We start from the raw sequence: 19,713 nt of genomic DNA, 5'->3' as shown, positions 1-19,713 counted from the left end.
CCCCGCCGCTTCTCGCGAGGAGGATCCATGGGCCGGTTCGTCATCCGACGAATCCTTCAGATGGTGCCCGTCTTCATCGGCACCACGTTGATCGTCTATTTTCTCGTCACGCAGATGGGTGGCGACCCCATCCAGAACCTGTACGGCGAGAAGCCCGTACCTGACAACATCAGAGCGACGCTCACCGCGCAGTACCACCTCGACGACCCGTTCTTCGTGAGGTACTGGTACTACTTCAGCGGCCTGCTCCAGGGCGACTTCGGTGAGTCCATCAACCAGGGCCGGCCCATCGTCGAGCTTCTCGCCGAGGCCTGGCCCGAGACGCTGAAGGTCGCCGGTGTGGCCTTCACCTTCGAGCTCGTCATCGGCGTCGTCGCCGGCGTGCTCGCGGGCATGCGCCGCGGCAGCTTCATGGACAACCTGGTGCTCGTCTCCACCCTGACCGTCATCGCCGTCCCGATCTTCGTGCTCGGCAATGTCACGCAGACCTTCTTCGGCATGGAATGGGGACTGTTCCCCGTCTCCGGTACCGACGACGGTTTCTCCAGCTATCTGCTGCCGGGTATGGTGCTCGGCTCGGTGTCGCTCGCCTACATCGCGCGTCTCGCACGGGCGTCGGTCGCGGAGAACCTCCGTGCCGACTACATCCGCACCGCGAAGGCCAAGGGCCTGCCGAAGAGCCGGGTCATCGGCATCCACGTGCTGCGCAACTCGCTGATCCCGGTCGTCACCTACCTGGGCGCCGACCTCGGCTCCCTCATGGGCGGCGCCATCGTCACCGAGGGCATCTTCAACATCCCCGGCGTGGGCTACCAGCTGTTCACCTCGCTGAACGTGGAGGACGGACCGGCGGTCGTCGGATTCGTCAGCCTGCTGGTGCTCGTCTATCTGATCTCTGCGCTGGTCGTGGACATGCTGTACGCCGTGCTTGACCCGAGGATTCGCTATGAGTGACACGACCCAGAAGACCGACACGGCCGTCGGCGACCCCGCCGGCCCCACCGCGCCCGCTCAGGCCCCGGCCAAGCAGGAGAAGACCCGCAGTCTCGCGCAGGACGCCTTCCGGGACCTGGTCCGCAACCCGATGTTCATCGTCTCGGCGGTCCTCATCGTCGGGATCCTGTCCATCGCCGCCTTCCCGAGCCTCTTCACCAGTGTCGACCCGCTCGCGTGCGACCTGAAGCACTCGATGGAGGGCCCCAGCGGCAGCGCCTGGTTCGGCTACAACTTCCAGGGCTGCGACGTCTATTCGCAGACCATCCACGGCACCCGCAACTCGATCATCGTGGGTGTGCTGACGACCGCCTTCTCCCTGGTCATCGGCGGCCTCGTGGGTGTCCTCGGCGGTTTCTTCGGCAAGTGGACGGACGCCCTCCTCTCGTTCGTCACCAACGTCTTCTTCGGACTGCCGCTGCTGCTCGCCGCGATCGTCATCCTGAACAACTTCCGTGACGAGAAGGGCATGCGCAACGCCGGCGTGATGGCCGTGGTCCTCACGCTGACCGCGGTCGGCTGGATGTCCATGGCCCGCGTCATGCGCGGCGCCGTGATGCAGGTCAAGCAGGCCGACTACGTGGCCGCCGCCCGCTCGCTCGGTGCCTCCACCTCGCGGATGATGTTCCGTCACGTCCTGCCGAACTCCGTCACCCCGCTGATCGTGGTCGCCACGATCTCGCTCGGTGCGGTCATCGGCGCGGAAGCGACCCTGAGCTTCCTGGGTATCGGCATCAGGCCCCCGGCCATCTCCTGGGGCGTGATGATCTCCGAGGCGCAGGACCGCATCTCGTCGGGTCTGCACCCGCTGCTGTTCCCGTCCGGAATGCTCACTATCACGGTGCTCGCCTTCATCATGCTCGGCGACGCGGTCCGTGACGCCTTCGACCCGAAGCTGCGCTGAGAGTAAGGACGAACGCAGTGACCACCATCGACAAGACCGCGAGCGTTCCGGCGCCTCGCGACGGCGAGACCCACGACGGTCCGCTGCTCGACGTACGCGACCTCCACGTCGAGTTCCGTACCCGTGAGGGCGTCGCCAAGGCCGTGAACGGTGTCTCGTACTCCGTGAACGCCGGCGAGACCCTCGCCGTCCTCGGCGAGTCCGGTTCCGGCAAGTCCGTGACCGCGCAGGCCATCATGGGCATCCTCGACACCCCGCCCGGGTTCGTGACCAAGGGAGAGATCCTCTTCCGCGGTCAGGACATGCTCAAGATGTCCGAGGAAGAGCACCGCAAGGTGCGCGGCAGCAAGATCGCGATGATCTTCCAGGACGCGCTGTCCTCGCTCAACCCCGTGCTCAGCGTCGGCTACCAGCTCGGCGAGATGTTCCGGGTGCACCAGGGCCTCTCCAAGAAGGAGGCCAATGCCAAGGCGATCGAGCTGATGGACCGGGTGAAGATCCCGGCCGCCGCGGCTCGCGTCAACGACTACCCGCACCAGTTCTCCGGCGGTATGCGCCAGCGCATCATGATCGCGATGGCGCTCGCCCTGGAGCCGGACCTGATCATCGCGGACGAGCCCACCACGGCGCTCGACGTGACGGTCCAGGCCCAGGTGATGGACCTCCTCGCGGAGCTCCAGCGCGAGTACAACATGGGTCTGATCCTCATCACCCACGACCTCGGCGTGGTCGCCGACGTCGCGGACAAGATCGCCGTGATGTACGCGGGACGGATCGTCGAGCAGGCGCCGGTGCACGAGATCTACAAGCGCCCGGCCCACCCCTACACCAAGGGCCTCCTCGCCTCGATCCCGCGCCTGGACCAGAAGGGCCAGGAGCTGTACGCGATCAAGGGTCTGCCGCCCAACCTGCTCAGGATCCCGACCGGCTGCGCCTTCAACCCGCGCTGCCCGAAGGCCGACGACGTCTGCCGTACGGACGTCCCGGCCCTCGTGCCGGTCACCGAGCAGGACGGCGCGGACCTCCCGGGCCGCGGCAGCGCCTGCCACTTCTGGAAGGAGACGATCCATGGCTGACCTCAGCAAGAACGACGAGGCCGTGGCCGCGTCCGAGGCGGAGGCCGTAGCCGCCATCGAGGCTCCGGTCCAGCGCGGCGAGCCGATCCTCCAGGTGCGCGACCTGAAGAAGCACTTCCCGCTGACGCAGGGCATCCTCTTCAAGCGGCAGGTCGGCGCGGTCAAGGCCGTGGACGGGGTCTCCTTCGACCTCTACCAGGGCGAGACCCTCGGCATCGTCGGCGAGTCCGGCTGTGGCAAGTCCACGGTCGCCAAGCTGCTGATGAACCTGGAGAAGGCGACCGCGGGCGAGGTCTTCTACAAGGGCCAGGACATCACCAAGCTGTCCGGGCGCGCGCTGAAGGCCGTCCGCCGCAACATCCAGATGGTGTTCCAGGACCCGTACACCTCGCTCAACCCGCGGATGACGGTCGGCGACATCATCGGGGAGCCCTTCGACATCCACCCCGAGGTGGCCCCGAAGGGTGACCGGCGCCGCAAGGTGCAGGAGCTGCTCGATGTCGTCGGTCTGAACCCCGAGTACATCAACCGGTACCCGCACCAGTTCTCCGGCGGTCAGCGCCAGCGCATCGGCATCGCCCGAGGCCTCGCGCTCAACCCGGAGATCATCATCTGCGACGAGCCGGTCTCGGCCCTGGACGTCTCCGTCCAGGCGCAGGTCATCAACCTGATGGAGAAGCTCCAGGACGAGTACAACCTGTCCTACGTCTTCATCGCGCACGACCTGTCGATCGTCCGGCACATCTCGGACCGCGTCGGCGTCATGTACCTCGGCAAGATGGCCGAGATCGGTACGGACGAGCAGATCTACGAGCACCCGACGCACCCGTACACCCAGGCGCTGCTCTCCGCGGTGCCGGTGCCGGACCCGGAGGCCCGCGCGCACCGCGAGCGGATCATCCTGACCGGTGACGTCCCCTCGCCGGCGAACCCGCCGTCGGGCTGCAGCTTCCGCACCCGTTGCTGGAAGGCGCAGGAGAAGTGCTCGCAGGAGACGCCGCTCCTGGCGATCCCGCAGCGCTTCGACGGCCAGGACACCCCGGCCGCCCACCTCTCGGCGTGCCACTTCGCCGAGGAGAAGCAGGTCGTGCCGGTGCACTGACGCACCGACCGGCAGACATGACGAAGGGCGCCCCGTTCCGTACGTACGGAACGGGGCGCCCTTCGTCATGTCCTCCCGGCTCTTCGGGGGTACCGTCCGGCGGCCGTAAAGGTGCAGCTCCGTCAATATCAGGTGATATTGGGGCCTAAGTCGGACTTAGGACATTCGGGAGGCACTCCATGCGCGGAGCCACGCACGCCAAGTGGGCCGCTCTGGCCACCGCAGTCGCCCTCGCGGCGACCGCCTGCGGTGGCGACGACAGCGGCGGTGGCGGAGGGGCCGACGGCATCGTGAGTTCCTCGTGGGGCGACCCGCAGAACCCGCTGGAGCCCGCCAACACCAACGAGGTGCAGGGCGGCAAGGTCCTCTCCATGATCTTCCGGGGGCTCAAGCAGTACGACCCGAAGACCGGCGAGGCCAAGGACATGCTCGCCGAGAAGATCGACACGACCGACTCGACCAACTTCACCATCACGGTCAAGGACGGCTGGACCTTCTCCAACGGCGAGAAGGTCACCGCCAAGTCCTTCGTCGACGCCTGGAACTACGGCGCCCACCTGAAGAACAACCAGAAGAACGCCTACTTCTTCGGCCAGATCGAGGGCTACGACAAGGTCCACCCCGAGAAGGGCGAGCCGACCGCCGAGACCATGTCCGGCCTCAAGGTCACGGGCCCCCAGACCTTCACGGTCAAGCTCACCCAGAAGTTCTCCACCTGGCCCATCACCCTGGGCTACGCGGCCTTCTCCCCGCTCCCGCAGGCCTTCTTCACGGACCACGCGGCCTGGCTCTCGAAACCCGTCGGCAACGGCCCGTACACCGTCGACTCGTACTCCAAGGGCTCCCAGATGGCCCTCAAGCGCTGGGACGGCTACCCCGGCGCCGACAAGGCCCAGAACGGCGGCATCACCCTCAAGGTCTACACCGACAACAACACCGCCTACACCGACCTGACGGCCGGCAACCTCGACCTCGTCGACGACGTCCCCGCCTCCCAGCTCAAGAACGTCGAAGCCGACCTCGGCGACCGGTACATCAACGTCCCCGCCGGCATCATCCAGACCCTGTCCTTCCCGTTCTACGACCCGGCCTGGAACAAGCCCGGCCAGGAGAAGCTCCGCCAGGGCCTCTCCATGGCCATCAACCGCGACCAGATCACCGAGACGATCTTCCAGAAGACCCGGACCCCCGCCGTCGACTGGACCTCCCCGGTCCTCGGCGAGGAGGGCGGGTTCAAGGACGTCTGCGGCGAGTTCTGCAAGTACGACGCGGCCGAGGCGAAGAAGCTCGTCGCCGAGGGCGGCGGCATCCCCGGCGGCACCATGAAGATCTCGTACAACGCCGACACCGGCTCCCACAAGGAATGGGTCGACGCGGTCTGCAACTCCATCAACCGCGCCCTCGACAACGACCGCGCCTGCGTCGGCAACCCCGTCGGCACCTTCGCCGACTACCGCAACCAGGTCACCTCGCAGAAGCTCAAGGGCCCCTTCCGGGCCGGCTGGCAGATGGACTACCCGCTCATCCAGAACTTCCTGCAGCCGCTGTACTACACGAACGCCTCGTCCAACGACGGCAAGTGGACCAGCCCAGAGTTCGACAAGCTCGTCAACGACGCCAACGCCGAGCCCGACATCGCCAAGGCCGTCGGACTCTTCCAGCAGGCCGAGGGCATCCTCCGCGACGACATGGGTGCCATCCCGCTCTGGTACCAGAACGGCAGCGCAGGCTACTCGGAGCGGGTCACCAACGTCTCCCTGAACCCGTTCAGCGTCCCGGTCTACGACCAGATCAAGGTCAACTGACGCCGTAGCAGGTCGGAGGCGTACGGCCCGGCCCGCGGACCCCCGCGCCGCCGGGCCGTACGCCTTCTCCGCACCCCGCCGCCACGCGGAGCCACCCCTCTTCCCGGAGCCAACCCCCGGAGCCCCCCATGGGTCGATATGTGATCCGGCGACTGCTGCAGATGATCCCGGTCTTCTTCGGCGCCACGCTGCTGATCTTCCTGATGGTGAACGTGATGGGCGATCCCATCGCCGGACTGTGCGGCGACCGCCAGTGCGATCCGGCGACCGCGGCCCAGCTGGAGAAGGAGTTCGGCCTCGACAAGCCCGTCTGGCAGCAATACCTGACCTACATGGGCAACGTCTTCACCGGCGACTTCGGCACGGCCTTCAACGGCCAGGAGGTCACCGAGCTGATGGCGAACGCCTTCCCGGTCACCATCCGCCTCACCCTCGTCGCCATCTTCTTCGAGATCGTCATCGGCATCAGCCTCGGCGTCCTCACCGGCCTCAAGCGCGGCCACCCCGTCGACACCACCGTGCTGCTGCTGACCCTGGTCGTCATCGCCATCCCGACCTTCGTCACCGGCCTCCTCCTCCAGCTCCTCCTCGGCGTGAAGTGGGGCTGGATCAAACCGGCCGTCTCCACCGACGCCCCGCTCGACGAACTGATCGTCCCCGGACTCGTCCTCGCCTCGGTCTCCCTCGCGTACGTCACCCGGCTCACCCGGACCTCGATCGCCGAGAACAAGCGAGCCGACTACGTCCGCACCGCCGTCGCCAAGGGCCTGCCCCGCCACCGGGTCATCACCCGCCACCTGCTGCGCAACAGCCTGATCCCCGTGGTGACCTTCATCGGCACCGACGTCGGCGCGCTCATGGGCGGCGCCATCGTCACCGAGCGGATCTTCAACATCCACGGCGTCGGCTACCAGCTCTACCAGGGCATCCTCCGCCAGAACACCCAGACCGTCGTCGGCTTCGTGACCGTCCTCGTCCTGGTCTTCCTGGTGGCGAACCTGCTCGTCGACCTCCTGTACGCCGTCCTTGACCCGAGGATCCGCTATGCCTGAGCAGCCTCAGCCGTTCGACGACGGCCGCGCGATCAACCACACCGGAGCCGGCGGCGGAACCGACCTCGCGATGGACGAGGGCGAGACGCTGGAGAAGACCCCGGGCGGCCCCCAGGGCACCGGCGCCGACAAGAAACCCCGCTCCCTCTGGTCCGACGCCTGGCACGACCTGCGCCGGAACCCGATCTTCATCATCTCCGGCCTGATCATCCTCTTCCTGGTGATCATCTCCATCTGGCCGCAGCTCATCGCCAGCGGCAACCCGCTCGACTGCGACCTCTCCAAGGCCCAGGAGGGCTCCCAGCCCGGCCACCCCTTCGGCTTCAACGGCCAGGGCTGCGACGTCTACACCCGTACGGTCTACGGGGCCAGGGCCTCCGTCCAGGTCGGCCTCTTCGCCACCCTCGGCGTCACGATCCTCGGCTCCGTCCTCGGCGGCCTCGCCGGCTTCTACGGCGGCGGCTGGGACGGCGTCCTCTCCCGCATCACCGACGTCTTCTTCGCGATCCCCGTCATCCTCGGCGGCCTCGTCCTGCTCTCCGTCGTCAGCAGCAACAGCGTCTGGCCCGTCATCGGCTTCATGGTGCTCCTCGGCTGGCCGCAGATCTCCCGCATCGCCCGCGGCTCCGTCATCACCGTCAAACAGAACGACTACGTCCAGGCCGCCCGCGCGCTCGGCGCCTCCAACTCGCGGATGCTGCTCCGCCACATCGCGCCCAACGCCCTCGCGCCCGTCATCGTCGTCGCGACCATCGCCCTCGGCACGTACATCTCGCTCGAAGCGACGCTGTCCTTCCTCGGCGTCGGCCTCAAGCCCCCCACCGTCTCCTGGGGCATCGACATCTCCTCGGCCGCCGCATACGTGCGTAACGCCCCGCACATGCTGCTCTGGCCCTCCGGCGCGCTCGCCATCACCGTGCTCGCCTTCATCATGCTCGGCGACGCGGTCCGCGACGCCCTCGACCCCAAGCTGAGGTAGGGACCCATGCTGCTCGAAGTGCGCGACCTGCACGTGGAGTTCCACACCCGGGACGGGGTCGCCAAGGCGGTCAACGGCGTCGACTACTCCGTCGACGCGGGGGAGACCCTCGCCGTCCTCGGCGAGTCCGGCTCCGGCAAGTCCGTCACCGCCCAGGCCGTCATGGGCATCCTCGACATCCCCCCGGGAAAGATCACCCAGGGCGAGATCCTCTTCCAGGGTCAGGACCTCCTGAAGCTCAAGGAGGAGGAGCGGCGCAAGATCCGCGGAGCCAAGATGGCGATGGTCTTCCAGGACGCGCTCTCCTCCCTCAACCCCGTCGTCAGCGTCGGCGACCAGCTCGGCGAGATGTTCCAGGTCCACAAGGGCATGTCGCGCAAGGACTCCAAGGCCAAGGCCGTCGAACTGATGGACCGGGTCCGCATCCCCGCCGCCAAGGAACGCGTCGGCCAGTACCCCCACCAGTTCTCCGGCGGCATGCGGCAGCGCATCATGATCGCGATGGCGCTCGCCCTCGAACCCGAACTGATCATCGCCGACGAGCCCACCACCGCCCTCGACGTCACCGTCCAGGCCCAGGTCATGGACCTGCTCGCCGAGCTCCAGCGCGAACTCAACATGGGCCTCATCCTCATCACCCACGACCTCGGCGTCGTCGCCGACGTCGCCGACAAGATCGCCGTCATGTACGCGGGCCGCATCGTCGAACAGGCCCCCGTCCACGAGATCTACAAGGCCCCCGCCCACCCGTACACCAAGGGCCTCCTCGAATCGATCCCGCGCCTGGACCAGAAGGGCCAGGAGCTGTACGCGATCAAGGGCCTGCCGCCCAACCTGCTGAACATCCCGCCCGGCTGCGCCTTCAACCCGCGCTGCCCCCTCGCCCGGGACCGCTGCCGCACCGACGTGCCCCCGCTCTACGAGGTGACCGAGTCCCCGGTGCCGCGCGCCAGCGCCTGCCACTTCTGGAAGGAGTGCCTCCATGGCTGAGACCGCTGTGACCGCCGCGAAGACCCGGTCGGGCGAGGCGATCCTCGAAGTCAGGGACCTCCACAAGCACTATCCGCTCACCCAGGGTGTCCTCTTCAAGAAGCAGGTCGGCGCGGTCAAGGCGGTCGACGGCGTCGACTTCGACCTCGCCGCCGGCGAGACCCTCGGCATCGTCGGCGAGTCCGGCTGCGGCAAGTCGACGGTCGCGAAGATGCTCGTCAACCTGGAACGGCCGACGTCCGGCTCGATCCGCTACAAGGGCGACGACATCACCACCCTGTCGCCCAAGGCCCTCAAGGCGGTCCGCCGCAACATCCAGATGGTGTTCCAGGACCCGTACACCTCGCTCAACCCGCGCATGACCGTCGGCGACATCATCGGCGAGCCGTACGAGATCCACCCCGAGGTCGCCCCCAAGGGCGACCGGCGCCGCAAGGTCCAGGACCTCCTGGACGTCGTCGGCCTCAACCCCGAATACATCAACCGCTACCCGCACCAGTTCTCCGGCGGCCAGCGCCAGCGCATCGGCATCGCCCGCGGCCTCGCCCTCCAGCCCGAGATCATCGTCGCCGACGAACCCGTGTCCGCCCTCGACGTCTCCGTCCAGGCACAGGTCATCAACCTGATGGGGAACCTCCAGACCGAGTTCTCCCTGTCGTACGTCTTCATCGCCCACGACCTGTCGATCGTCCGGCACATCTCCGACCGGGTCGGCGTCATGTACCTCGGCCGGATCGTCGAGATCGGCAGCGACGCGCAGATCTACGACCACCCCACCCACCCGTACACCCAGGCGCTGCTCTCCGCCGTCCCGGTCCCCGACCCCGAGGCGCGCGCCCACCGCGAACGCATCATCCTCACCGGCGACGTCCCCTCCCCGGCCAACATCCCCTCCGGCTGCCGCTTCCGCACCCGCTGCTGGAAGGCCCAGGAACGCTGCGCCCTCGAAGTCCCGCTCCTCGCCGTCCCGGCCGTCTTCCGCCTCACGGACAGCCCGGCGAAACACGACTCGGCCTGCCACTTCGCGGAGGAGAAGCACGTCGTCCCCACGGAGAACACCGACAACGGCCCCGAGACGCCACCGGACAACGGCCCCGGCCTCTTCAAGAAGCCCGAATCGCCTTAACGCACAGGCAACTTGACGGAATCGGATCCGATATACGAACACGGCAGTCTGTACACCGTACGGCCGTGCGGGTGCCGTGAAACCGGGCCGGGGCGCGCCATGTAGCCCCGGCCCGGACCCCTCTTTTTTGGGCTCGGTTCGCCTCCGGGCGCTTGGTGCCGCGCTCGCAGCCCCGACCGTGCTCGGCCCGATCGTTCCTCACGGGCCTCCGCGCGCTCGGGGGCTGTTCCCCCGGCGCGCCCTTCGGCTCACTCGCCGGCGTGGGCGTCCCCAAGCGGTGCGGGTGGGTTTCCCGGAACCGCTTGTTTCGGTCGGTGGCGACCGTGAGTATCGGGACCGTGACTGTGACACGACCGGCACGTCTCACGGGCGCCGCGCTCTGCGCCGCGCTCGCCCTCACCGCCGCCGTGTGGATCCTCAAGGATCTCGCCGCGCTCGGCTTGCCCGTCGACCTCGCCTGGCACTGGGCCGGGGACCACCACCTCCTCGTCCGGGGACGGTCCGCCACCTCCCTGACCGACGCCGTGCTGCTCGTCGTCTCCGTCGCCGCGGCCGCCGCCGCGATCCGCTCCCGGCACGCGGCCTCCGCGCTCGCCGCCACCGGCACCGTCACGCTCGCCCTGCGCCTGCCCGGACTCTGGGAGCCCGACAGCGGCGCCCTCGTCACCGCGCTCGTCGAACTCGCCCTCGCCGCCGCTCTGATCGTCACCGCCGCCGCCGGCCGCCGCCCGGCCACCGCGTCGTACGAGCCGCTCCCCACGCGCCCGCGTACGGGCCCCGCCGTCGCCGCCGGCGTCCTCCTCGCGGCCGGCGCGCTCGTCGTGGCCCTGTGGGAGCTGTACTGGGCCACCGAACTGCCCGTGGAGATCACCGTCGACCGCTTCACCGGCGGCCGGTCCATCATGAAGGCGGCCCTCGCGCCCCCGCCCGGCTGGCTGTCGCTGATCCTCGTCGCCCTGTACGGGACCGCCGCCGTCTCCGCCTTCGTACGGGCCCGCCACAGCCGGGCCTTCGGACTGCTCGCCGGGGCGTTCCTGGCGGTCGGCGGCATCGCCGAGGTCGCCAGGACCACCCGCTACGAACTGATCGGCCACCTCGGGGACCTCCCGACCGCCGGCCGGCTGAGCGTCCTCACCGCCTTCTTCGGGCTGCTCGCCGGTATCGCGGTGCTCGTCCTCCTCGCCGGGCGCGGCGCCCCCGCCGGCGCGCCGAGCCCGTACCCGCCGGCCGGGATGCCGCCCCCGGCCCCGCCCTACCCGCCGCCGCCCGGCTGGTGACTCAGTCCCGCTTCCCGCCGAGGGACCGCTTCAGGAAGTCCACCTGGAGCAGCAGCAGGTTCTCCGCGACCTGCTCCTGCGGCGTCATGTGGGTGACCCCGGACAGCGGCAGCACCTCGTGCGGCCGGCCGGCCGCGAGGAGCGCCGAGGAGAGCCGCAGCGCGTGCGCGACGACCACGTTGTCGTCCGCGAGACCGTGGACGATCATCATCGGCCGCGCGGGCACCTCCGGCGTGGAGAGCCCGTCGTCGGTGAGCAGCGACTGCGCCGCGTACACCTCGGGATCGTCCTGCGGAGTGCCGAGGTACCGCTCGGTGTAGTGGGTGTCGTACAGCCGCCAGTCCGTCACCGGCGCCCCCACCACCGCCGCGTGGAAGACGTCGGGGCGCCGCAGCACCGCCCGCGCCGCCAGATAGCCGCCGTACGACCAGCCGCGGATCGCCACCCGCTCCAGATCCAGCGGGAAGCGCCCGGCGAGGCCCTGGAGGGCGTCCACCTGGTCGTCGAGGGTCGGCCCGAAGTCCCGGGCGATCGCCTTCTCCCAGGCGGGGGAGCGGCCCGGCGTGCCCCGCCCGTCCGCCACGACCACCGCGAAGCCCTGGTCGGCGAACCACTGGGACGTCAGATGCGCGTTGTGCGCGGCGAGCACCCGCGGCCCGTGCGGACCGGCGTACGGATCCATCAGCACCGGCAGCGGCCCGTCACCCTCCTCGTACCCCGAGGGCAGCAGCACCGCGCAAGGGATCCGCCGCGCGCCGGCCTCCGTGAGCCGCACGCGCGCGCGGAGCAACGGATCCTGGGCGTACGAGGCCACCACCGCGACCTGTTCGCCGTCCCGCAGCACCCGGGCCACGCTCCCCGGCGCCTCCGGCCGCGCCGACACCAGGACGGTCACCGCCCCCGAACGCACCGCGCCGTGCACGCCGACGCCCTCGGACAGCCGCTCCGCGCCCTCCCCGGTCACCCGGTACACATGGATCTCGCCGGTCTCCGGGAGCGCCGCCTCGGCGCCGGCCGACGCCGACACGAGGACGTCGTCCTCCCCGACGTCGAGCACGGCCCGGACGTGCAGCGCGGCATCCGTCAGCACCTCGTCGCCCACGGCCAGGGCCCGCGCCCCGGTCTCGTCCGTGAGCCGTACGAGCCGCCCCTCGCGGGTGCCTCCCGGGCCGGGTCCCGGCGGAGTCCACGCCGGCACCCCCGGCAGCACCTCCAGCCACACCGGGTCCCGCTCCGCCCGTACGGTCGTCGTCTCCCCGGACTCCGGGTCCACCGCGAGGAACAACTGCTCCCGCTGGTCCCGCGCCTGGACCAGCAGCAGCGGCGCCCCGGCCGCCGACCAGTGCACGCGCGCGAGGTACGGATACCGCTCCCGGTCCCACTCCACCTCCGTGCGGACCCCGTCGAGGTCCATGACGAACAGCCGCACGTCCGCGTTGGCCGTGCCCGCCGCCGGGTACGCCACCGACTGCGGCTCCCGGTCCGGATGCGCGGGGTCGGCGATCCACCAGCGCCGTACCGCCCGGTCGTCGACGCGGGCCACGAGCAGCCGGTCCGAGGCGGGAGACCACCAGTGACCCCGGTCCCGGGTCATCTCCTCCGAGGCGATGAATTCGGCCAATCCGTAGGACACATGCGCCTCCTCCGGAACGGCCAGCTCCCGGTCGCCCGAACCGTCCGCGCCCACCACCCGCAGCGCGCCCTCCGTCACGTACGCGACCAGGCGCCCGTCCGGCGACGGACGGGGGTCGATCACCGGCCCCGGCACCGGCAGCTCCCGCGCCGTCCCCGCCCGCAGCTCCGCCGCGAACAGCCGCCCCGACAGGGCGAAGGCCGCCAACTCCACGGCCCCGTCCACCGCGTACGCCACCACGCCCGCCGAGCCCTCCCGGCTCCGCTCCCGGCGCGCCCGCTCCTGCGGCGACAACTCCTCCTCGCCGCCCGCGAGCAGCACCTCCGGATCGGCCGCCACCCGCTCCACGGGCGCGCCGCCGTCGCGGGGCAGGTCGAGGACCCAGAGCCGGTGCGTACGGTCCACACCGGACGCGGCCCGGACGAAGACGACGCGCTCCCCGTCCGGGGAGACCGAGAAGGCACGCGGAACCCCCAGGGTGAACCGCTGGGTCCGGGCGTGACGGCGGGGGAAGGAGAGCCCGGCGGAGGGTGTGGCCGGCTGCTGTCGAGACGAGGTCATGCGGCTGAAACTAGCGCTGTGCGCCCCCCTCGTGCCTCCGTCCGCCGATCGATGCGGCGGCACGGATAGTTATGATCCGTAGCGCTAGGTGGGTATGCATCCGACGGGCCTGCCCCCTGGCACATGCTGATCGACCGAACCACTCGAATATCCGACCGAAGAAGTGTGGAGGTGACCGCCGTGGCACTCTCGATCTCCGTGGTGGTGCTGCTGGCGATCGTCGTCTTCCTTCTGATCCGGAAATCCGGACTGAAGGCCGGCCACGCGGCGGTCAGCGCGCTCCTGGGCTTCTACCTGGCGAGCTCGTCCATCGCCCCGTCCATCAGCACCCTCACCACGAACGTGGCGAACATGGTCGGCGGCCTCAAGTTCTGAGCGCCCCCGCGCGCCGACCTCGTAGGGTGGGGACATGTCCGATCTCCCCGCCCGCCGTCTGCTGCTCGTGCACGCGCACCCGGACGACGAGTCGATCAACAACGGCGCCACCATGGCCAGGTACGCGGCCGAGGGCGCCCTCGTCACCCTGGTCACCTGCACGCTCGGCGAGGAGGGCGAGGTCATCCCGCCCGAACTCGCCCACCTGGCCCCCGACCGGGACGACCGGCTCGGCCCGCACCGGGTCGGCGAACTCGCCGCCGCGATGGCCGAGCTCGGCGTCACCGACCACCGGTTCCTCGGCGGCCCCGGGCGCTTCCGCGACTCCGGAATGATGGGCGTCGAGCAGAACAAGCGGGCCAACGCCTTCTGGAACACGGACGTCGACACCGCCGCCCCGTACCTCGTCGAGGTGATCAGGGAGACCCGCCCGCAGGTCCTCGTCACCTACGACCCCGACGGCGGCTACGGACACCCGGACCACATCCAGGCCCACCGGGTCGCCATGCGCGCCGCGGAACTGGCCGCCGACCCGGCCTACCGCCCCGACCTGGGACCGGCCCACACGATCGCCAAGATCTACTGGAACCGGGTTCCGCGCCCGGTCGCCGAGGCCGGCTTCGCCCGGCTGCGCGCCGAGGGCTCCGCCTTCCCCGCCGCCGCCGCGATCGACGACGTCCCCGGCGTCGTCGACGAGGACCGGATCACCGCCGAGATCGACGCGGGACCGGAGCACACGGCCCGCAAGAGCGCCGCGATGGCCGCGCACGCCACCCAAGTCGCGGTCGACGGCCCGTTCTTCGCCCTCTCGAACGACCTCGGCCAGCCGATCTTCACCACCGAGTACTACGAGTTGGTACGAGGCGTCCCGGGCGCCCCCGCCGGCACCCGCGAGACGGACCTCTTCGCCGGAGTGACCGCATGAGCCCCAAGCCCCCCGCGACGCCGGCGAAGCCCACCGCGCCGACCACGCGCACCGCGTCCACCGTCTCCCGTAACGCCCGATTCGCCTGGTACGCGGGCCTGGCCGTCCTCGGCGCCCTCGTCGGCATCGCGGGCGCCCTCGTCCAAGCCGCCTGGCTCCCCGGCGGCTTGGTCCTCGCCCTCCTTGCGACCGCCGCCCTCTTCTACGGAGGACTGCGAGCCACCGAGAACCAGGTCGGCGTCGTCGCGGGCGCGGTCGGCTGGCTCGTCGCCGTCATCCTGCTCAGCCTCGGACGCCCGGAGGGCGACGGGGCGTTCGGCGGAGGCGTCGGCGAGCTGCTCTTCCTCTTCGGAGGCATGGCGATCGCTGTGATGTGCACCACGCTGGCCCGAGTGCCCCGACCGATCCCGTGAACAGGACGACTTGAGTCCGCAGACGCCCTGACTTCGGCCGGATTGACCGTCGTCAGTCACCCACGGGTCGGCTATGCGACGGCGGCGCCCAGTATGGTGGTGCGCGCCGCCGAACCGCCCGGGTCATACGAGCATCAGCAAGAGCGGGCGGTGGAGCCAACCGGGAGATCCTGCTTTGAGTCGTGAAACTGGTCGAGAGACTGACAGTTCGTCCTCCGGCGCCCAGGGGCGCGGTGGAGCCGCGTACCCCTCGGGTACACCGCCGTACGGATCCCGCCAGTATCCGTCGCTCCACCCCTCGCAGGACGCGCCGGAGGAGAGTGCCGCCGCGCCCGCACCGCCGGAGGAGCCCAAGACCGAGACGACGCTGACGACCCGGATCCGGATCAACATCCCGGGTTCGCGTCCGATCCCGCCGGTCGTGGTCCGCACCACGGTCAACGAGTCGCCCACGGCGTCGCCGGCCACCGCGAAGCCAGCACCGGCACCCGCTCCCGCCGCGGAGCCGGAGCCCGAGCCGACGGCGGCCCCGGAGCCGCCGCAGGCCGAGGAGACGCCGAAGGCGAAGGAGACGAGCGACTGGTTCGCGCCCCGCAAGGCGGCGCCCCCGAGCCCCGCCCCCGAGCCCACGCCGCCCCCGGCACCCACCCCGACCCCGAAGCCCGCTCCGGGCACCACCGGACCGGACGACCGGGGCACCGGCTTCGCGGGCTCCGCGACCTCCGGCGTCCCGACGGTCGGCACCACCCCGTCGAGCCGCCCGCTCCAGGGCAGGCCCGCCGGAGGCAACCCCCTGTACGACGGCGGCACGCCCGCGGGCGGCACGCCGATGTACCCGGGCACGCCCGCGGGCGGCACCCCCATGTACACGGGCACGCCGGCCGGCGGGACCCCGATGTACGACGGGCCCCCCACCGGGGGGACCCCGATGTACGACGGCACCCCCGGCGCCGCCCACCCGGGCGCCGGAAACCCGCTCTACGACGGCACTCCCGCCGCCGGAACCCCGATGTACACGGGCACGCCGGCCGGCGGCACGCCCGCGTACCCCGGCCCCGCCGCGCCGACCGGCCCCACGACGGGCCCGGTCACGGGCACCGCGTCGCTGGGCGGCCCGCCCGCCGGCCAGGGCGGACTGGCCGGCCTGGCAGGCCTCGCAGGACCCTCCGGACCCGGCGGACCGGGACAGGGCGCGGCCTCCCCGTTCCCCGGCGGAGCGCCCGGCGGCGCTCCCCGCATGTCCGACGACACCGCGATCCTCACCCCGCAGGCACCCGCGCCGACCACCCCCGGCCGGGGCGGACCGGGCGGCCCCGGCGGAAAGCGCGGACCGGGACGGCCCGCCGACGGCGGTGGCAACGGCCACGTCTCCGGCGACACCCTCACCAGCGGCATCCCGGTCGTCCCGCCGAAGGCGGCCCGCCCGAACCTCACCCCCCGCATCGAGGAGCAGGCGACCCCGGCCCCCGCGCCGCGCCCCGCCCCCGCTCCCAACCGCGCCGCCCCGGCGAAGAAGGGCCGCTCCAAGCTGGTCCTCGTCGCCGCCGGGCTCCTCGGCATCGCCGGCGTCGCCTACGGCGCCGGGCTGCTCCTCAACCACTCCGACGTCCCGAAGGGGACCACGGTCCTCGGCGTGGACATCGGCGGCGGTACGAAGGAGGAGGCCGTCAACAAGCTGGACGCGGCCCTCGGCAAGCGCGCCGGGACACCGCTCCAGCTCGGCGTCGGCGGCAAGAAGGTCCAGCTCCCGCCGGACAAGGCGGGCCTGGCGCTCGACAGCGTGGAGACCGTCCGCGCCGCCGCGGGCAGCGACTACAACCCCGTCTCGGTCATCGGCTCCCTCTTCGGCGGCGAACGCGTCGCCAGGCCGGTCTTCCCGGTCGACGAGGAGAAGCTCGCCGTCACCCTCGCCGACCTCGCCGGCACGTCCGGCTCGGCGACCGAGGGCACGATCCTGTTCGCCCCGAACAAGGTGACGCCCGTCGAGGGCAAGCCCGGCAAGAGCCTCGACGTCCAGCGCTCGATGATCTCCGTCCGCGACGCCTTCCGCGCCCAGGTGGAGACCGGCCAGAGCAAGCTGGTCGAGCTGCCGGTCACCACCCGGCAGCCGAGCGTCGGCAAGGCCGAACTGGACCGGGCGATGAAGGAGTTCGCGACTCCCGCCATGTCCGACCGCATCACCATCAGGGCGGGCGGCAAGGAGATCCAGTTCGGGCCCGCGCGTTCGCTGCCGCAGATCATCTCCATGAAGGCCACCGACGGCCGTCTGGTCGCGGTCTACGACACGAAGGCGATCGAGCGTCTCCTCGACGGCGCCTTCAAGGGCATCATGATCACCAAGGCCGACGGCACCAAGCAGGAGGTCTCGCCCGAGGACGTGGCCTCCGTGATGGGCGAGGCGCTCCTCGGCAAGACCAAGGGCGAACGTACCAAGACGATCGACCTGAACCAGTAGAGCCGAAAGGCCCGAGCTCCCTGCCCCCGAGCCCCCGCCCGACGACCGTCGGCCGGGGGCTCGGGGCGTGGCGGGGAGGCCGTGGTGATCACCACTCGCCCCCGTACCGCTGCTGCTTGGCCCGCAGCCAGGCCTGGATCTCCCGGGTCTCGGCGGGGGAGGCGGCCCGCAGGTCGGAGGCGTGGATCGTCGCCACGAAGTGCGTGAACCGCACCCGTCGGTGGGCGCCGTCCACGGCGATGACCTTGCCGGGACCGTAGACGTCGGTGCCCGTATGGGCGACGAAGGCGCCCGGGCCGTGAGGGGTGTGCATCGCGAGCCTTTCGTAGGGGGTCGCCGATGGCGATCGAGGGCAACCCGGCATCAGCGGCGGCGAGGGCGGCGCCTGCCTCGAGTGGACGTCTCAGTAGTGGGCGACGAGGACGGCGGAGAGGGCGAGCGCGCCGGGGAGGGCCTGGGCGAAGAGGATGCGGCGGTTGGCCGTGGCGGCGCCGTACAGGCCGGCGATGACGACGCAGGACAGGAAGAAGACCCGGACGCGGAAGGCGGTCGGGTCGTCGGCGATGAGGCCCCAGACGAGCCCGGCGGCGAGGAAGCCGTTGTAGAGCCCTTGGTTGGCGGCCATGGCGGCCGTGTCGCGCGCCATCTTCGCGTCGAAGCCGGAGAAGCGACGGCCGGTCTCCTTCTCCCACAGGAACATCTCCATCACCAGGATGTAGGCGTGCAGCAGGGCGACGAGGGCGACGAGGATGTCTGCGGTCAGCGGCATGGCCGCATTCTGCCGCCGGGCGTCCGGGAGCCGGTGGGAGGCGCGCAACGACTCGCGTAGGGCAGTTCGCGCGAACGAACGGTTAATTCCGGATCCCAAACTGAAAATCAGAAAAAAGTCCTAAAAGCTCGACGGAGGAGCCCCCGGACCGGGAAACTGTTCACAACAGGCCTGCACACAGGCCTCGTTGGACAAAGTCCGCATCACATCCGGGGGATGAAATGGCAGGAACTGCTCGTCGTTGGGCTGCGCGCATATCGGGCGTGGGAGCCGCATCGGCAATGATTTTCGGCGGGATGGCGGGCACGTCGTTCGCTATCGAGAACCCGCCCACGGTCACCATCAGCGTGAACTTCGGCGTGGTTGCGACCACGCACCCGGACACCGTGGGCTGTAACGGCTACAAGGTGGTCGGGACGGGGACCGCCGGAGGGGCGCCGGTCAGCGGTGCTGCCTGGGCGCAGGACGAGGTGGCGTGCACCGCGACCGTCCCGGGCAAGTACGACATCAAGGGGACGGCGACGATGACGGAGAGCGACGGTGACAAGCTCTACATCAGCTACGAGCTCTCCGCGCCGCTGACGTCGGACACGATGGTCTACCCGTCCGGGACGTTCAAGATCCTGCGGGGCGAAGGGAACTTCGAGGACTCGACCGGTGGCGGCACGATGAGCGCCAAGGTCAACCTGCTGGACCACGACCACGCCAGCGCCACGCTGACGGGGTACATCCGTAAGTACTGGCAGGTCTGACGTACCGCCACCCGCCGGGGACGCCCGGCGGGTGGCGGGGGGCTTGGGGTCCTAGGGGTGGGCCGGGTACGCGAGTGTCGGGTGGGACCGCCCTCTTTCCGAGAGTCGCTCCTTCCGGTGGTGCGTCAAGGGCGCTCCCTGCGGTCGCGTCGCTGCGCGATGGCCTTCGGCCACCCTTGACCCACCACCTCCAGGAGCGAAAACACTCTCGGAGGGCGGTCCAGGGGACGGGGTCACGCGTACGGCCCGGGCAGCGGCCGGGGCGGGAGGGCGTGTGCCGGCCGGTGGGTGGGGGCTTGGTTCGCGGCCGAGGGGGATGGGCTTCCGTCGGCCGGTTCGGGTGCGCGGTTGTTGAATGGGGCGGCGGGGCGACGCTTAGCGTCGGAATGCCGATCGGAGCGGGGCTTCAGGCCCCGCTGGTCATTCCCGGTGGGTGGGGGCGTGAGTAACTCTGCACTTCTCGAAGTAGCAGGCCCCAGATTAAGCCTCATTGGGGGTGAATCGCCCTTATCGGGCGATGAAAGTG

General features: G+C 70.4%; 18 protein-coding genes. 15 read left to right on the top strand and 3 right to left on the bottom strand.

What is annotated here, in order from left to right:
• Positions 1-27 precede the first annotated feature (27 nt).
• From N5875_RS13725 to N5875_RS13680, 10 genes are all read left to right on the top strand, one after another.
• Positions 28-954 (top strand): ABC transporter permease, encoded by a 927-nt coding sequence (locus N5875_RS13725; protein WP_338493943.1) that lies wholly within the window; start codon positions 28-30, stop codon positions 952-954.
• A complete protein-coding gene (locus tag N5875_RS13720; protein ID WP_338493941.1) occupies positions 947-1,897 on the top strand; it encodes an ABC transporter permease in 951 nt (316 codons plus the stop codon). Before N5875_RS13725 ends, N5875_RS13720 begins: the two co-directional genes overlap by 8 nt.
• 17 nt (positions 1,898-1,914) lie before the next feature.
• On the top strand, positions 1,915-2,973 hold the full coding sequence (locus tag N5875_RS13715) for an ABC transporter ATP-binding protein (RefSeq protein WP_338493938.1): 1,059 nt from the start codon (positions 1,915-1,917) through the stop codon (positions 2,971-2,973).
• Positions 2,966-4,075: a dipeptide ABC transporter ATP-binding protein gene (locus tag N5875_RS13710; protein WP_318209041.1), complete on the top strand. Its 1,110-nt coding sequence runs from the start codon at positions 2,966-2,968 to the stop codon at positions 4,073-4,075. Before N5875_RS13715 ends, N5875_RS13710 begins: the two co-directional genes overlap by 8 nt.
• Positions 4,076-4,254: 179 nt before the next feature.
• The gene (locus N5875_RS13705; RefSeq protein ID WP_318209042.1) at positions 4,255-5,880 is read left to right on the top strand and encodes an ABC transporter substrate-binding protein; all 1,626 of its coding nucleotides are present in this window, start codon (positions 4,255-4,257) and stop codon (positions 5,878-5,880) included.
• Positions 5,881-6,008: 128 nt separating this feature from the next.
• Positions 6,009-6,932, top strand: coding sequence for an ABC transporter permease (locus tag N5875_RS13700; RefSeq protein WP_318209043.1), 924 nt, complete (start codon positions 6,009-6,011; stop codon positions 6,930-6,932).
• Complete coding sequence (locus N5875_RS13695; RefSeq protein WP_318209044.1) at positions 6,925-7,911, top strand: ABC transporter permease; 987 nt, start codon at positions 6,925-6,927, stop codon at positions 7,909-7,911. The genes N5875_RS13700 and N5875_RS13695 overlap by 8 nt, the downstream gene beginning before the upstream one ends.
• A gap of 6 nt (positions 7,912-7,917) precedes the next feature.
• Entirely contained in the window at positions 7,918-8,901 is a 984-nt protein-coding gene (locus tag N5875_RS13690; RefSeq protein WP_338493934.1) for an ABC transporter ATP-binding protein, read from the top strand.
• Positions 8,894-10,027 (top strand): dipeptide ABC transporter ATP-binding protein, encoded by a 1,134-nt coding sequence (locus N5875_RS13685; RefSeq protein ID WP_318209046.1) that lies wholly within the window; start codon positions 8,894-8,896, stop codon positions 10,025-10,027. The genes N5875_RS13690 and N5875_RS13685 overlap by 8 nt, the downstream gene beginning before the upstream one ends.
• A 338-nt stretch (positions 10,028-10,365) precedes the next feature.
• The gene (locus N5875_RS13680) at positions 10,366-11,304 is read left to right on the top strand and encodes a hypothetical protein (protein ID WP_338493930.1); all 939 of its coding nucleotides are present in this window, start codon (positions 10,366-10,368) and stop codon (positions 11,302-11,304) included.
• A 1-nt stretch (position 11,305) separates the two neighbouring features.
• Here N5875_RS13680 and N5875_RS13675 read toward each other — a convergent pair whose 3' ends face one another.
• Positions 11,306-13,498, bottom strand: coding sequence for a prolyl oligopeptidase family serine peptidase (locus N5875_RS13675; RefSeq protein WP_338493927.1), 2,193 nt, complete (start codon positions 13,496-13,498; stop codon positions 11,306-11,308).
• Between the two features lie 180 nt (positions 13,499-13,678).
• Here N5875_RS13675 and N5875_RS13670 point away from each other — a divergent pair, with 180 nt between their 5' ends.
• The 4 genes from N5875_RS13670 to N5875_RS13655 all read left to right on the top strand — a co-directional run bounded on the left by N5875_RS13670 (position 13,679) and on the right by N5875_RS13655 (position 17,666).
• Positions 13,679-13,873 carry a hypothetical protein gene (locus N5875_RS13670; protein WP_187622349.1) on the top strand — a complete coding sequence of 65 codons (195 nt, stop codon included), beginning with the start codon at positions 13,679-13,681 and terminating at the stop codon, positions 13,871-13,873.
• A gap of 34 nt (positions 13,874-13,907) precedes the next feature.
• The gene (gene mshB, locus N5875_RS13665; RefSeq protein WP_338493919.1) at positions 13,908-14,798 is read left to right on the top strand and encodes an N-acetyl-1-D-myo-inositol-2-amino-2-deoxy-alpha-D-glucopyranoside deacetylase; all 891 of its coding nucleotides are present in this window, start codon (positions 13,908-13,910) and stop codon (positions 14,796-14,798) included.
• Positions 14,795-15,211 (top strand): DUF6113 family protein, encoded by a 417-nt coding sequence (locus tag N5875_RS13660; RefSeq protein ID WP_338493916.1) that lies wholly within the window; start codon positions 14,795-14,797, stop codon positions 15,209-15,211. Before mshB ends, N5875_RS13660 begins: the two co-directional genes overlap by 4 nt.
• 73 nt (positions 15,212-15,284) lie before the next feature.
• Complete coding sequence (locus tag N5875_RS13655; RefSeq protein WP_338493914.1) at positions 15,285-17,666, top strand: hypothetical protein; 2,382 nt, start codon at positions 15,285-15,287, stop codon at positions 17,664-17,666.
• An 88-nt stretch (positions 17,667-17,754) separates the two neighbouring features.
• Here the strand turns inward: N5875_RS13655 and N5875_RS13650 are convergent, their stop codons facing one another.
• Positions 17,755-17,979 carry a hypothetical protein gene (locus N5875_RS13650; protein WP_318209052.1) on the bottom strand — a complete coding sequence of 75 codons (225 nt, stop codon included), beginning with the start codon at positions 17,977-17,979 and terminating at the stop codon, positions 17,755-17,757.
• Between the two features lie 90 nt (positions 17,980-18,069).
• The gene (locus N5875_RS13645) at positions 18,070-18,435 is read right to left on the bottom strand and encodes a DUF1304 domain-containing protein (protein WP_318209053.1); all 366 of its coding nucleotides are present in this window, start codon (positions 18,433-18,435) and stop codon (positions 18,070-18,072) included.
• 296 nt (positions 18,436-18,731) lie between these two features.
• Between N5875_RS13645 and N5875_RS13640 the strand changes: the two genes are divergently transcribed.
• The gene (locus N5875_RS13640; protein ID WP_318209054.1) at positions 18,732-19,187 is read left to right on the top strand and encodes a hypothetical protein; all 456 of its coding nucleotides are present in this window, start codon (positions 18,732-18,734) and stop codon (positions 19,185-19,187) included.
• Positions 19,188-19,713: the final 526 nt, after the last annotated feature.

Origin of the sequence: Streptomyces sp. SJL17-4, from assembly GCF_036826855.1 — a bacterium.
In the GTDB taxonomy this organism is placed as follows: Bacteria; Actinomycetota; Actinomycetes; order Streptomycetales; family Streptomycetaceae; genus Streptomyces.
This window is presented reverse-complemented; position numbering and strand designations above follow the sequence as displayed.